Origin of the sequence: Undibacterium sp. Ji83W (genome assembly GCF_049340385.1) — a bacterium.
In the GTDB taxonomy this organism is placed as follows: domain Bacteria; phylum Pseudomonadota; class Gammaproteobacteria; order Burkholderiales; family Burkholderiaceae_D; genus Undibacterium.
The window spans coordinates 60,762-74,863 of the sequence record NZ_JBMPOZ010000026.1 but is presented as its reverse complement, the minus strand read 5'-3'; the positions used below and the strand labels follow the sequence as shown (position 1 = coordinate 74,863).

Genomic DNA, 14,102 nt, shown 5'->3' with positions numbered 1-14,102 from the left:
CAGTCAGACTTAATTTGGTGACATCAATGGTATCGCCATTCACGATGTTGACGGCAGACACGGACAGGATGCCAGTCGCCGCATCGTAAGTCGAGCTTAAAATGCTAGGCACAGCATTGGAGACGGTGATGCCGTTGCCAGTCAGGTCCTGGATGTTGCCACCGGTGATGGCGCTGTTCCAGTCGTCGGCAGCAGCAAGATTATAGGTGGTGGAACTGCTGGCGGAGGATGTGCCGTTCTTATTGAGCAGGCTATCGACTGCGGCTATATCTGCGCCAGCCAGGGTGAAGGTGAAGCTGGTGTCTGACGTGATTTCGACATTGCCTGTGGTGCTCAATGTGCGTGTGGCACCACCTTCACCGGTAATCGTCAGTTTGGAAATAGTAATGTCGTTGGTGGCACCAATGGTTTGTACCAGGTTGGTACCTGTGATGACAAAGGCATGCGTTGTGCCGTTATAAGTCGCAGACGTGATGGTTGGGGCTGTAACGTTTGATACAGTGACGCCATTGCCGATCAGGTCAGCGGGGGCATTGACTGTGCTATCCCAACCAGTCGCGGCAGCGAGATTAAAGCTTGTAGTATCAACAGCAGTCGTACCATTCTTATTGAGTATGCCATTGACAGCGATTTTATCAGCGGCTCCGAGTGTTAGCGTGAAAGAGGTGGCACTACTAGCGGTAGGATTGGGAGTGGCAGCAGTCAGGGTGTAAGCGCCGCCCTCGCCTGTGAGTGATAGTTTGGACACATCAATCGCATCACCCGTCAGCATATTGGTGCCGGTGACGGACAATATGCCCGTGCTGGCGTCGTAAGTGGCCGATGTGATGGCAGGTGAAACCACATTCGATACGGTAATGCCATTGCCTGCCAGATCGGCGATGTTGAGCGTTGCATCTGCACCGTTGGCCCAATCATCCGCCGCAGCCAGATTGTAAGTCGTGCCGCCTGCTGACTGCGTACCATTATTATTGAGCAGGATGCGCAAGCCAGCTTTGTCGGTGGCGGACAGCACGAGAGTGAAGCTGGTGTCAGAAGTGATTTCTACGTTAGCCGTATCAGTCAGTGCATAGGTGCTGCCACCTTGTCCAGTCAGCGTAAACTTATTAGCGATAATATCGTTGGTAGCGCCTGCACGATGAGTAAATCCGGTACCGGTTACCACGAGTGTGCCAGTGCTGGCATCGTAAGTGGCTGAGGTGACAACAGGTGCCGTAATCGTGGCGGTGATGCCGTTGCCAGTCAGGTCGGCATCGACGACCGCAGCATCAGCACCTGCTGTCCAGTTTTCTGCTGCGGCCAGGTTATAGGTAGTGCCACCGGTGGAGCTGGCACCGTTTTTGTTGATGATCTGATTGACGCCTGAAATATCGGTAGCGCTCAGGACCAGAGTAAATTGTGTATTACTAGTGGAGGCGATATCGACATTGCTGGTGTCGGTCAGGGTATAAGTGCTACCGCCTTCACCAGTCAGCGTGAATTTATTCGCGACGATATCATTGTTTGCCCCAGTGAGCTGCAGGAAACCTGTGCCGGTGACAACCAGTGTCCCGGTAGTGCCATTATAGGTATAGGTAGCCGACGTGATAGTTGGTACAGGTACATTCGACACAGTCAGCGGGTTGGTGGCGTCAGAAATATCGCCATTCGTGATGCGGCTGTTCCAGTCGTCAAATGCGACCACATTATATGTTGATCCACTCGTCGACGTCGCGCCGTTTTTGTTGAGCAAACTATCAACAATAATCCTGTCATTGCCACTTAACTGAACAGAAAAAGTGGTGCCATCTGTAATCTCAACATTGCTGGAAATGACCAGTGTCCGTCCTGTTCCCCCTTCACCAACGATGCGAAGTTTATTGACTGTAATATCATTGGTCACGCCTATGGTTCTCACCAGGCCCGTGCCTGTGACAGACAGGATACCTGTTGCAGCGTCGTAGGAGGCAGAGGTGATCGTCGGTGCCGTAACGTTCGAGACGGTAATGCCGTTACCGGTAGTATCTGGGTCGGAATTGGCTGTGGCATCCCAGTTCGCAGCTCCTGACAGATTAAACGTAGTGGTATCTTCGGCAGAGGTACCATTTTTATTCAGTATGCCATTGACAGCGATCTTGTCGGCTGCGCCCAGTGTGACCGTGAAAGAGGTGGCACTGGTAGCGGTTGTATTACTGGTGGCGGCTGTCAAAGTGTAAGAACCAGCCTGGCCTGTCAGGCTCAGTTTGGTGACATCGATGGTGTCGCCAGTGGTCATGTCTGTGCCGGTGACGACCAGAACACCTGTGCTGGCATCGTAGGTGGCACTGGTAATGCTGGTTGGGATGGCTATTGAGGTAAACGCCCAAGTTGAATTTGCACTGATGCCGTTATAGGTATTGCTGCCACCATCCTGGAAGGCACCGCTGTCAATTAAGACGTAATAGCCAGTATTACCTGCAAACGTGGCGGTTGGGTTAATGGTGACCTTGCTGTTGGCACCACCTGTGCCAGCACTGAAGGTCACTTTGGCGCCATCATTTGCCGCGATGGTTTCAAGTACGGCATTGTCAGACTGACGGTAAATAATAATGTTCTTGGCCGCAACGGCTGTGACTGCAGTACCGAATTCAATCACGAGATTGTAATTCGATGGCACGTCAATGGCGCCAGTATTGGGCGATACTACACCAGCAAAATTGAAGGTGTTGTTATCACTGAATTCGTAAGCACCTATATCTACTGTACCGCCACGTCCGGCACCACGTGCATCAGTAGTGGGCGCACCTGTGGTTGTGCCAGCGCTGATTGCAGTGCTACCAGTTGCAATGGCTACGGTTTTAACTGCGCCACCGTTAAATGCCAGTGAACCTAAAGCGCTGCCCAATGTGGTGATTGTTCCCGTCAGAGAATTAGTTCCACTGGCGCCTATTGCAGTCAAAACAATATTGTTGCTGCCAGACAAGGTGGAGTTGGCTCCAATAAAAGCGTCAGTATCATTCGTCGAAGCATTCGTGCTCGTGTTATTGGCGATGATCGTGTTTTTTATCGTAACTGCGCCAGTGTTCGCTCTTACATAGACACCGCCTCCACCGCTGGTTGCAACATTTCCACCAGTAAATGAATTTCCAACTATAGTTGAATTTAATATTGTCGTGGTTCCAGCACCAGCGATTGAGATACCGCCCCCACCTGCAGCACCTGCATCTGCAGCTCTGCCTGTCGAGTTATTGGCGATGGTCACATTTGTTAATGTGGCGCTAGTGGATGACGCAACCGAAATCCCGCCACCGTACCTACCCAAGCTATTGCCAGAATTGCCACTAATAGTAGTGTTGCTGATAATGATTTGTTGACCTGAAACATAAGCCCCCCCACCATTTCCGCTAGAATCAGAAGCGCTTGATGTGTTATTTGAAATCGTGCTGTTACTGACCGTTAAAATACTGTTGGTGTCAGAGAAGAGAAGTCCAGCTCCTTGTCTTGTTGCTATGCTATTAGTAATGACTACGTGATCCAGAGTTAAAGAGCCTGAATTCTGAAACGTCAATGCACCGCCGCCATAACCTGAATCCGCATTGGTGCCCTTGCCATTAGTGAGTGTCATGCCAGAAAGTGTCAATGGCGAGGTATCGCCTCCTCCATAGGCGGCAAATATCCTTGAGTTATTGTTGCCACTGATTGTCAATAAATTTTCACCAGCGCCAATGATGGTTAAGGCGTCGGCATTGCTGGCTGAAGCAGCAACATTTATTTCGCCAGTAGTTAATGTCAAAGTTGCTGCGCCACTTGCGAATAATGCCGGATCAAAAACGATGGTATCGGCCGTGGCATTGCCCGTGGCAGATGCAATAGCAGCGCGCAAAGAACCAGCGCCACTATCGTTCAGATTGGTGACCTTGATGGTTGCCAGGTCGTATTGATATTGCTGAGCTGCGATGGTGGTGGTTTCTACCGCGCCACTATGGTATTCCAGTGCCCAGTCACCATGCACACCTGTGTCATTGGTCGATGCTGCCACATCTGCACCCGTTGCTTTTGCCAGTTGATTGACAAAGCTGGCACCTGCATCACCTTTGGCGACATCGCAGCCATACAGCAAAATATCTGCTCCAGGTGCCAATGCCTTATGTATGGTTGCCAGGCTGGCCTGATAATCAGTCATGTTAAATGAGGACAGCATGGTATTACCCATGACCAGATAACCCTCACCACCATGCGATACGATGTGAACAGCAGTAATATCGGCCTTGCCTTGCAGCGCATCGGCCATTTGCTGTACGCCGTTCTTCAGCGGATCAAGCGTAATCACTTCAGTGCCGGGTTTGAGATTGCCAACCAGGCTTTGCCAGTTTTGCAGCGTTGTATCAACAAACACTACCTCATGCGGGCCTACCTGGGCCGGTGCAGGTATAGGCGCAGGCGCAGCAGCCTGCATCACAGGGGGAAGCGGCGTCACCGGGGTGGCGACATGATCATTATCTTGTGCTTGATTAGTCAGTGTATTGGTAGTTGGGATCATGATCAATTTCCTGTCGCAGTCGGAACAAATTTGGCGGTGATTACATTGGCGCGGCTACCTGTCGTATCTTTCCAGAACGATAGCTGGCTATATTGCTGAAACAAATCGGGAGGGAGTATGGTATCGCGTTCCTGAAAGCTGACTTCTGGCCTGACCTTGTGCAGGCCACGCATGCCTAAGGGGGCGTCAAACTCAGGTGCGTCATACTGGATATTCTGGAAATCATGCTCAAAGGGTTCAGCGCCGATGAAGTCATAAATCAGCGGCAGCACTTTTTGTGGTGCCTGTGCCAGCAAGTCGTAATCGATGAGCAGCATGGAGCCAGCGTGTTCACTGTAAAAAGCACTCTTCAAGGCAGCCCAGGGATAACCCACCATGCGGTTACGCAGGGCCAGGGTTTCTACCCGGCTATAAACAGTAGCGCGCTCATTGTCGTCATTGAAGAGACGGGTTATTTCATATGGATCAGCCGCATATTTGCGCTCTATGCTATCCATGACCCAGGCGACATTACGCACACAGGCAATCACTTTGGAACCGGGGAACTGGTCCATCAGCATCGGCAGATGTGCCGTCCACATGCGGTTGGTATCAAACACCACGCTTTTATCAGTGTGTTCAGCATAATAAGAATCGAACAGGCCACGTACCAGACGCTTGCGCTCGGCCTTGGTAATCACTGGGCCAAATTCCGTGCCTGCGCCAAACTGATGCAACATGCTGGTATATAAAGTACCAACAGGACTGGTCATCCCGGCATGAAAACGCGGATTTTGCAGTAACAAAGCGGCCAATAAAGTAGAGCCAGAACGAGGCAAGCCAGAGATGAAATGGTAGGTAGCTTGTGCCATGCAGTGTTTATGCTTTCAGGAAAGAAAAGAGTCGTTGGATGGCAACTGCTAATTCGGTTTGGCTGGTATCGATCACGCATTCAGCCGCAGTAGGTGCTTCATAAGGCGCAGAGATACCAGTCAATTGCAAAGCGGGATTTTGTTTTGCTTTTGCATACCAGCCTTTGGGATCGCGTTGTTCGCAGATGTGTAAAGGTGTTGAGATATAGGCCTCTACGAATTTGTCGTGGCCAATGATGCCGCGCGCCAAAGCCCGTCCGCGCATGCTGGGAGAAACCAGAGCAACAATCGCAGAAATGCCGTTCAAATTGAGCAAGCGGGCGACTTCAGCCGTCCTGCGGCCTTGCTCTTCGCGGTCAGCCAGGCTAAAGCCCAGATCCTTTGATAAACCCTGCCTTATTTCATCGCCATCGAGTACGCATACCGGGATAGACAGTTCGCGCAGATGCATGGCGAGGTTTTGCGCAAGTGTCGTTTTCCCCGCGCCGGGCAGACCACTTAGCCACCAGGTTTTGACTTTGTTTGCAGCAAGTTCAGAACTGCTTTCTGTTTGATTACTTCCAGGCATCCGCACACCAACGATAAGCTAAAAAAATCGGGACTAAGCAGAAACCCGATACGAAACAGATCAGAAATCAGCCAGGGCTGTTTAATTGAGCGTTGTAGTCATTGTGACCATTGCAACAGACATCCATGCCGTCACTTATTTTGACATGCCAATATTTCCGATTTGCAATTTACCTTGATAAATCAAGAAGATAAATTATTAAATGTTAAAAAATTAACTGCGATATTAACATTGAAAACTTTTTTTGCGTGCAAATGTAACAAAAAAACTGCTAACTAATTAAGCAAAATAGATGAAAAATTTGAATGTCGTACAGACAACAAGAAAAATCTTGTTACCGCGGAAATTAATTGAAGAAAACCTGGTAGTAAACGCAAGTGCCACCGTCTTCATGCGGACGTTGATACTGCCCCTTGGCATGGTCTGCCAAGGTGGGCGCGATAGTCCAGACGTGCTTGCCCAGTGCAGGGTGTTCGATGAAATAATTATCTTGTGCAAGTGGCCGTGTAGAAGAGCCCGCAAAAATCAATAACAAAGGCGTGCGGAAAGATTCAGGCACGCCACGACGTGGTCGTTCCTCAGCTTCTACCAGTTCCAGATGAGTGATGCCATTCGAGGTTTCGAGTTGAAACTTGTTGCCGATGAGGGGCTGGACTTGTTCTAGGGTAATGGACATGATCTGAGCGATGAAAAGTTTCACTTGCAAGAAAACACAAGCATAGGCAGGATGACAAGCATGTTATTTTAACCAGCTTGGGAGTGCTTGTGTATAAATTACCTGCTGCACTGGCGTTGCGTAAAGTCAATGACGATGATCAGGCTTTCCTGGACGTCTTATACGCCAGCCGCCGTGAGGATTTGCAACAAATGCCCATGGACGCAGCTTTCATAGCGCAAATGATCAAAATGCAACAGCATGTGCAAATGGAGGGGATCAGGATGAACTATCCCGACGCCGGGCACTGGCTCATTGAAGATGCGGGCCAGCCAGTCGGGCGTGTCATTATCGACACAGGCAGCAATGATGTACGTCTGGTGGATATTGCGATTATTCCCGCTGCGCAACGCAGGGGTATCGCCAAAGCAATTTTGCTGGCGATGCAGGCTGATGCGCAAAGCCAGGGCAAGGGTGTCAGCCTGGCAGTTGAACAAACCAATTTTGCGGCGCGTGGATTGTATCTACAGTCAGGCTTTGTTGTGCATAGTGCCGATGCCTTGTTTGAGCAAATGTACTGGCGCGGCAATGCGACAGCAGAGTCAGATACATTGATAGACATATTGCCAGCCAGCACCTTGGTGAGCAGCATAACAAAACAAGGGCAGTTCGATGCCACTGCCTAGCCGCTACCTGAAGCTGCCATTTAGTTTTGACTTATCTCGCTTGCGTGCCGAACTGCAACAGCTCGAAGCTTCAGAATGGATCAGGCATTTCAATACCAATGCCTATGTCAACAACTGGACTTGCCTGCCCTTGCGTGCGGTTGATGGCCGTATCGATCACATCATGCCTGTGAACGAAGGTAATTTTCAGGATACGGCACTCATGCAAAGTTGCCCGTATTTGCGTGAAGTGGTGGACTCTTTTCAATGTGAAAAAACTTCTGTGCGGCTGATGTCGCTGGAAGGCGGGGGCATCATCAAAGAACACAGGGACGATGGTACTTCGCTGGAAGATGGTATTACCCGCCTGCATATCCCGATTACGACCACCCCTGATGTGCTGTTCAAAATTGATGGCGAGGAAGTGCATTTTTCGGCGGGAGATACCTGGTATCTGAATGCTGCCTGCTTGCATGGGGTGGTGAATCCGGGTACTCAGGCCAGGGTACATTTGATGATAGATTGCGTCAGCAATCCCTGGCTGGAACAGGTGTTTGTAGATGCGGGCTGGATCGCCAGGCCGAAGCCAAAATATGATGACCCGGCTATTCATGACGGCAATGTGCTGGAAATCATTGCCATGCTGCGTGCCAATGGACAAAGCGCGGGCTTGCAAATTGCCCGCCGCCTTGAGGCCATCCGACTGGGACAAGCACTGCCAAACTGAATACGGAAATGTATCGCATGGACATCAAACCCGGCTTCGCAGCCGAAGAAAGAGCTTTGTTGCGTGGCCAGCAGATTGATGCAGATCATTTGCCGGCTATGCTGGGCTGGTACCCGGTAGCAATCGATGCTGCAAGGGCTAGTCTATGCTGGCGTCATCTTGGAGAGGCCAGATTCCTGGAGTCTTTTTTTCTCGATACCCTGAACCAGCAAAGCCGCGAACAAAGGCAGCTTTGCCTGACCCCGCTGGCTAGTTTGCCTGAGCGACTTGGCAGCATGCCGCAAGTGCCACCAACTGCCTTTATCTTTCATGTGTCACGCTGTGGTTCTACCTTGCTGACGCAAATGCTGGCATCGTTGCCGCAATGCATAGTGATGTCGGAGCCACCAGTCATCGATGCTTTTTTTCGCTACTATCATGCACATCCTGAATTGCAAGACGCGACAAGTATTTTCCAGTATTTGATTTCAGCATTGGGGCAAAAACGCTTGCCAGAAGAAAGTCATTTTTTTGTCAAATTCGATAGCTGGCATTTGCCCTGGCTGACTTTTGTACGCGCGGCCTATCCAGATATTCCCATCATCTTTTTATACCGTGAACCGCAAGCTGTTTTGGCATCACACCAGCGCCAGCGCGGGCCGCAGATGATACCTGGCCTGCTCAATACCTCACGTCTGAAAGCAGCGGAGTCAGCGGATGAGCCAACTATTGCTGCAGCAGATTTTGATGCTTATGCGGCAAGCATGCTTTCAAGCATGTTTGCGGTCGGTCTTGAACATGCATTGACTGCTGATTTGATACTGTTGAATTACCTGCAATTGCCAGGCGTACTGTGGGAAGACTTGTTGAGCCTGTTCCAGCTTGATTGTGATGCACAGGCATTATCGAAGCTGAAAGCACGCTCAGGCCTGCATTCCAAGCACAGGAACATCAATTTTACTGGTGATCCCCAGCCTGAGCAGAAGCTGATAGCAAAGGCCAGTTTCGCTTTTTTACGGCTCTGCGAGGAAAAGTATAGTCAACTAGAGCATTTACGCGTGAAAGTTAAAATTTGTTAAGTGACATGATGATGAAAAATTTGCAGTGTATTTTTTGTACAAGGGTTGTAGAATTGGTTTGCTTTTTTTGAAATTGCTTGTTTGTTTGCATATGAAAGCCATTGATGAAAGCTCTGAATTCAGATCCCTTAATTAGGGTTGGAGACAGAAGAGACTAGATAGCACAATCCCTATTTAAACGATAACTTGAATTGGAGTATGCAATGGATGCATTTATGGGTACCGTATTGGCCGTAGGCTTTAATTATCCCCCACGTGGCTGGCTGTTCTGTAATGGGCAGACTATTTCTATTGCCCAGAACTCCGCCATGTTTGCCCTGCTGGGCACCATGTATGGTGGTGATGGACAAAACACATTTGGCATTCCCGACCTGCGCGGCCGCGTTGTTGTTGGCTCTCAAGGGGCAGGTCCTGGCATAGCGAATGTGCAGCAAGGTGAAAAAGCTGGTACTAACAATGTAACTGCCATTGGCACTGGCACTGGCAGTGTGACGTTGACAGAGGCGAATTTGCCTGCGCATACACATACAGCAACATTGAACTTGAGTGGCTTGTCGGCTACTACAACCGTGAATGTTGGTACAGGAACCAATGGTGGCGTTGCTGCTGTAGCAACCAATGGTGGTTTGACAAGCACGGCAACTGGCTCAGGTCTTGCCGCAGCTATTTACTTGCCTGCAGCTACAGCGCCAACCGCCCCGGTAGCTTTGGGTGGAGTTGCAACAGTAATAGCTGGCACAGGTACAGTGACGAATGCAAATACAGGTAGCGGTACAGCTACAGCATTCCCAGTGACCACGACATCAACCAACACCATCATGCAGCCTTACCTTGGTTTGAACTACATCATTGCGATGGAAGGCATATTCCCATCCAGGAACTAAGCTTTGCTTGCTTAAGAAAAATGGCGCAAGGATAAATTGCGCCATTTTTTTATGTCTGTATTGATGCTTGCTTCAGGTCTGCAATTACATTTTCGTCAGGAGTTTGCCGCCTGAAACTCTTTCTATCCCCGCCAGATCCCGCCAGCTTTGTACTTCGGCAAAATGATTTTTCATCAATACACCACGTACAGCTTCTGCCTGATCATAACCATGCTCCAGCAAGATCCAGCCATCTGATTGCAAGTGTAAATGTGCCTGGCCTATGATCTGACGATAGGCAGACAAGCCATCAGCATGGTCAGTCAGGGCATTGATGGGTTCAAAACGTAAGTCACCCTGTTGTAAATGAGCATCATTGACCACGATATAAGGCGGATTGCTGACGATGGTATGGAATTTTTTTTCTGCCAGAACGGCATACCAGTCGCTGCAGAAAAACTCGATTTTATTTGCAGGCAAATGGCGTCTGGCATTTTCTTGCGCGACTGCCAAAGCTGCAGGGCTGACATCCAGTGCTGTTACTTGCAAGTCTGGTCTTTGATGTGCGATGGCGACAGCAATCGCACCTGAACCCGTGCCCATGTCCAGCAAGCTTGAATTGGCGGGGGCATATTGCAAAGCCAGTTCCACCAGCAATTCAGTATCAGGACGGGGGATCAGCACATCCGGCGTGACATGGAAATTCAGGCCAAAGAACTCACGCTCTTGCACGATGTAGGCAATTGGTTCGCCCTGGATGCGACGGCTGAACAACTCGTCCATGATGGCGAGTTGTTCTGTATTGAGTACCAGTTCGGATTGCGTGATCAGTTGTATGCGCGTCAGGCCCAGGCCATGCATGAGCAGCAGGCGGGTGTCTATGCGTTCCAGCGGGCTGGCGTTTTCACAAGCAGCCAGGGTGATACCGGGCTGTAGCCAGTCCAGCATTAGCGTGATGGGCCGAACATGCCGCGCTTGGTTTTTTGGTTGCGTATCAGCAGCACCAGCAGCGTCAGGCTAAATAATATAAAGAATATCCCGGCCCATGCTGGCAGTGACAAGCCCAGGGTAGGTGGATAAGGTGTTTCACACAGGCCATCAGCCCTGAACATGGCTGGCCACCATTGCGCCAGGAAGAAACTGTTCAAGCCAGTTTCCAGCGGGTCTATGCCGCAAGACAGGGCAGGGTGTTCAAGTATCCAGAAATGCTTGCCTGCAGCACCCAGGCCAATCAAGGCAGATAACATAGCCATGCCCGTCGTGAGACGATGGATGATGCCATCGTTGGCAACTGCTATCAGGCAAAAAACCGCGACCAGGGCAAAGGCGTAGCGCTGGAATACGCAATACGGACAAGGCAGCATTTTTTCTACGATTTGCAGATACATGGCAGCCGCCAGCAAGCCTATGCAGGTAAGGGCAATCGACAGCAAAAGTTTTTTCGACAGATTCATGGTGAACGCGATGAAAGAATTGTTATTGGACGTAATCCTGGCGTTTTAGTTCTGTATCGCAGGATAGTGGCAGCGAGTATCCGACAGTTTCATGCAATTGCGCAATCAAATACTGTTGATTTTACGCGAAAGCTGGTTTTGCCTTATCGATATGCCTATTAGTCATACTTATTAGTCATCCCTTCAATCATCACCCAGCTCAGCCAGCAGCTCGGCCTGATGTTCTGCTACCAGCGCGGTCGTCAACTCTGTCAGCTCGCCATCCATGATGAAATCCAGTTTGTACAGGGTCAGGTTGATGCGGTGATCCGTCATGCGGCCCTGCGGATAATTGTAAGTGCGTATGCGCTCACTGCGGTCACCGGAGCCTATCAGGCTCTTGCGGGTTGCGGCTTCCTTGGCCTGCTTCTCGCGCAACTGGCCATCCATGATGCGGGTTGCCAGCACGCGCATGGCTTGTGCCTTGTTCTGATGCTGGCTGCGGCCATCCTGGCATTCCACCACGATGCCGGTAGGGATATGGGTCAGGCGCACGGCAGAATCGGTCTTGTTGATATGCTGGCCACCGGCACCACTGGCACGGAAGGTGTCTATGCGCAGGTCGGCATTATTGATGATCACGTCCGCCAGCTCGTCTGCCTCGGGCATGACGGCAACGGTACAGGCTGATGTATGGATGCGGCCCTGGGTTTCTGTTGCAGGCACACGTTGCACACGGTGGCCGCCAGATTCAAATTTGAGTTTGGAATATACGCCCTGGCCAGCCAGGCGGACGATGACCTCTTTATAGCCGCCCAGCTCGGATGCGGATTCGGACATGATCTCGGTCTGCCAGCGGTTGCGCTCAGCAAAACGCATATACATGCGCAGCAAGTCGCCAGCAAACAGGGCGGCTTCATCACCACCCGTGCCAGCACGGATTTCCATGAGGATATTGCGCTCGTCATTCGGGTCTTTGGGCAGCAGCATGGTTTGCAAATCACTTTCCAGTGTTTGCATGGTGTTCTTGGCGGCTTCGATTTCGTCCTGGGCAAAGGCTTTCATGTCCGGGTCGCTGAGCATGAGCTCGGCTTCGGCGATATCGGCCTGGGCTTGTTTGTAATTGTTGTACAGCGCGACCAGCGGGTCTAGTTCGGCATGCTCGCGATTCAGTTTGCGGTAGCTGTCCATGTCATTGGTGGCACCTTCCTGCATGAGCAGGTGGCCGACTTCGTCCAGGCGTTCGGCAAGCTGGTCGAGCTTGTGTAGCATTGATGGTTTCATGATGTACTCTTTTTGCTGTATAGCGATAGATGCGAATAAGGCTAATGGTGCTAATGGTGGGGCGGGTCAGTGTGACCCAGATGAAATGTGCCTGGATACTTAAGCGGACAGATAACCCGCGCTTAAGCGGACAGGCCAGCAGCGTAGCGAATCGCTAACGCTTGGTGCGGAATAATTGAGGTAACAGTGTTGCCAGGCGGGCGCGTTCATCGCCGCTGGCTTGATGCAAGGCCTGTTGCGGGCCATGCAGGAATTTGGCGGTGATGCCCTTGGACAGGGCTTCGAGCACGGCGTCTATATCGTCGCCACGTGCCAGCATCTTGCGTGCACGTTCCAGTTCTATCAGCCGTAATTGCTCACTGCTTTCATGCAAGTCCTGTATTACCGGTACTACAGCGCGGCCATCCACCCAGTGCATGAAGGATTGCACGCGGGTTTCTATGATGGCCTCAGCCTGCGCAACGGCGGCCTGGCGATTTTCCAGGCCGGTTTGCACGACAGTACCCAGGTCATCAACGGTATACAAAAACACGTCATCGAGCTTGGCGACTTCAGGTTCTATATCGCGTGGCACAGCCAGATCGACCATGAAGATAGGGCGGTGTTTACGCGCCTTGACCACACGTTCCACCAGACCCAGGCCGATGATGGGCAGGGAGGAGGCAGTGCAGGAAACGATGATATCGAATTGCGCCAGTTGTTGCGGCAAGTCTGCCAGCCGTATAGCCTTGCCGCTGAAGCGGTGGGCCAGTGCCTCGCCACGTTCCAGCGTGCGGTTGGCTATCGTCAGCGATTTTGGGTTTTGTGCAGCAAAATGGGTCGCGCACAACTCTATCATCTCGCCAGCACCAATGAACAGGACATGCTGCTCAGATATCTTGTCGAAAATACGTTGCGACAAACGCACCGCAGCCGCGGCCATGGAGACACTGTGCGCGCCTATCTCTGTGGTAGTGCGTACTTCCTTCGCGACAGCAAAGCTACGCTGGAACATCTGGTGCAGATAAGTGCCCAGACCACCGGCAGCTTCTGCCTGGCGTACTGCATCTTTCATTTGCCCCAGGATTTGCGGCTCGCCGATGACCATGGAATCCAGGCCAGAGGCAACGCGAAAGGCATGCCTTACCGCATTGTCTTGCGGCAGGGTATACAAATGCGGGCGTAAATCTGTGTAAGACAGCTTATGAAAATCCGCCAGGAAATGCGCGGTAGAATCAATGGCATTGGCACCAGCACAGGCTGCGTAGAGTTCTGTGCGGTTGCAGGTTGACAGGATTGCAGCCTCATTGCCATGCCTTGCCACATTGTCATCGCGGCCAAACCATGCACGCGCAGCCACTACCGCCTGAGATATTTGCTCAGGCGAGAAGGCGACCTTTTCGCGCAAGGACAGCGGCGCGGTCGTGTGGTTGAGGCCAACGGCAGACAGTTGCATGCAATTAATTGTGGCGGGATGTAAGCCTCCATTATAGCGCGTTGCATCAGCATTTTCCTGAGCGC

General features: G+C 51.2%; 12 protein-coding genes. 4 read left to right on the top strand and 8 right to left on the bottom strand.

The window, feature by feature from the left end; translation table 11 throughout:
- From ACO0LD_RS28235 to ACO0LD_RS28220, 4 genes are all read right to left on the bottom strand, one after another.
- Window positions 1–4,498 (bottom strand): DUF4347 domain-containing protein (locus tag ACO0LD_RS28235; protein WP_423012254.1); only part of this gene is annotated, 4,498 nt, incomplete at its 3' end.
- 2 nt (window positions 4,499–4,500) lie between these two features.
- Window positions 4,501–5,349 (bottom strand): sulfotransferase, encoded by an 849-nt coding sequence (locus tag ACO0LD_RS28230; protein WP_423012252.1) that lies wholly within the window; start codon window positions 5,347–5,349, stop codon window positions 4,501–4,503.
- 7 nt (window positions 5,350–5,356) lie between these two features.
- Entirely contained in the window at window positions 5,357–5,917 is a 561-nt protein-coding gene (gene cysC / locus ACO0LD_RS28225; protein WP_423012250.1) for an adenylyl-sulfate kinase, read from the bottom strand.
- A 346-nt stretch (window positions 5,918–6,263) separates the two neighbouring features.
- The gene (locus tag ACO0LD_RS28220; RefSeq protein WP_423012248.1) at window positions 6,264–6,593 is read right to left on the bottom strand and encodes a DUF6916 family protein; all 330 of its coding nucleotides are present in this window, start codon (window positions 6,591–6,593) and stop codon (window positions 6,264–6,266) included.
- An 89-nt stretch (window positions 6,594–6,682) separates the two neighbouring features.
- Between ACO0LD_RS28220 and ACO0LD_RS28215 the strand changes: the two genes are divergently transcribed.
- The 4 genes from ACO0LD_RS28215 (at window position 6,683) to ACO0LD_RS28200 (ending at window position 9,906) form a co-directional block, all read left to right on the top strand.
- Complete coding sequence (locus ACO0LD_RS28215; protein WP_423012246.1) at window positions 6,683–7,258, top strand: GNAT family N-acetyltransferase; 576 nt, start codon at window positions 6,683–6,685, stop codon at window positions 7,256–7,258.
- A complete protein-coding gene (locus ACO0LD_RS28210; RefSeq protein WP_423012244.1) occupies window positions 7,245–7,964 on the top strand; it encodes an aspartyl/asparaginyl beta-hydroxylase domain-containing protein in 720 nt (239 codons plus the stop codon). The genes ACO0LD_RS28215 and ACO0LD_RS28210 overlap by 14 nt, the downstream gene beginning before the upstream one ends.
- Before the next feature lie 17 nt (window positions 7,965–7,981).
- On the top strand, window positions 7,982–9,022 hold the full coding sequence (locus tag ACO0LD_RS28205; RefSeq protein ID WP_423012242.1) for a sulfotransferase: 1,041 nt from the start codon (window positions 7,982–7,984) through the stop codon (window positions 9,020–9,022).
- Window positions 9,023–9,225: 203 nt separating this feature from the next.
- Entirely contained in the window at window positions 9,226–9,906 is a 681-nt protein-coding gene (locus tag ACO0LD_RS28200) for a phage tail protein (protein ID WP_423012240.1), read from the top strand.
- Window positions 9,907–9,990: 84 nt separating this feature from the next.
- On the opposite strand, the gene prmC is transcribed toward ACO0LD_RS28200, so the two are convergent.
- The 4 genes from prmC to hemA form a co-directional block, all read right to left on the bottom strand.
- Window positions 9,991–10,833, bottom strand: coding sequence for a peptide chain release factor N(5)-glutamine methyltransferase (gene prmC / locus ACO0LD_RS28195; protein ID WP_423012238.1), 843 nt, complete (start codon window positions 10,831–10,833; stop codon window positions 9,991–9,993).
- The gene (locus ACO0LD_RS28190) at window positions 10,833–11,339 is read right to left on the bottom strand and encodes a disulfide bond formation protein B (protein ID WP_423012236.1); all 507 of its coding nucleotides are present in this window, start codon (window positions 11,337–11,339) and stop codon (window positions 10,833–10,835) included. Before ACO0LD_RS28190 ends, prmC begins: the two co-directional genes overlap by 1 nt.
- A gap of 183 nt (window positions 11,340–11,522) precedes the next feature.
- Window positions 11,523–12,602 carry a peptide chain release factor 1 gene (prfA, locus tag ACO0LD_RS28185; RefSeq protein WP_423012234.1) on the bottom strand — a complete coding sequence of 360 codons (1,080 nt, stop codon included), beginning with the start codon at window positions 12,600–12,602 and terminating at the stop codon, window positions 11,523–11,525.
- Window positions 12,603–12,756: 154 nt separating this feature from the next.
- Window positions 12,757–14,037, bottom strand: coding sequence for a glutamyl-tRNA reductase (gene hemA / locus ACO0LD_RS28180; RefSeq protein ID WP_423012232.1), 1,281 nt, complete (start codon window positions 14,035–14,037; stop codon window positions 12,757–12,759).
- Window positions 14,038–14,102: the final 65 nt, after the last annotated feature.

Bases quoted from the DNA above. Each gene is read 5' to 3' on its own strand.
- prmC (WP_423012238.1), bottom strand. From the start codon at position 10,833: ATGCTGGACTGGCTACAGCCCGGTATCACCCTGGCTGCTTGTGAAAAC.
- ACO0LD_RS28220 (WP_423012248.1), bottom strand. From the start codon at position 6,593: ATGTCCATTACCCTAGAACAAGTCCAGCCCCTCATCGGCAACAAGTTT.
- cysC (WP_423012250.1), bottom strand. From the start codon at position 5,917: ATGCCTGGAAGTAATCAAACAGAAAGCAGTTCTGAACTTGCTGCAAAC.
- ACO0LD_RS28230 (WP_423012252.1), bottom strand. From the start codon at position 5,349: ATGGCACAAGCTACCTACCATTTCATCTCTGGCTTGCCTCGTTCTGGC.
- prfA (WP_423012234.1), bottom strand. From the start codon at position 12,602: ATGAAACCATCAATGCTACACAAGCTCGACCAGCTTGCCGAACGCCTG.
- ACO0LD_RS28210 (WP_423012244.1), top strand. From the start codon at position 7,245: ATGCCACTGCCTAGCCGCTACCTGAAGCTGCCATTTAGTTTTGACTTA.
- ACO0LD_RS28190 (WP_423012236.1), bottom strand. From the start codon at position 11,339: ATGAATCTGTCGAAAAAACTTTTGCTGTCGATTGCCCTTACCTGCATA.
- hemA (WP_423012232.1), bottom strand. From the start codon at position 14,037: ATGCAACTGTCTGCCGTTGGCCTCAACCACACGACCGCGCCGCTGTCC.
- ACO0LD_RS28205 (WP_423012242.1), top strand. From the start codon at position 7,982: ATGGACATCAAACCCGGCTTCGCAGCCGAAGAAAGAGCTTTGTTGCGT.
- ACO0LD_RS28200 (WP_423012240.1), top strand. From the start codon at position 9,226: ATGGATGCATTTATGGGTACCGTATTGGCCGTAGGCTTTAATTATCCC.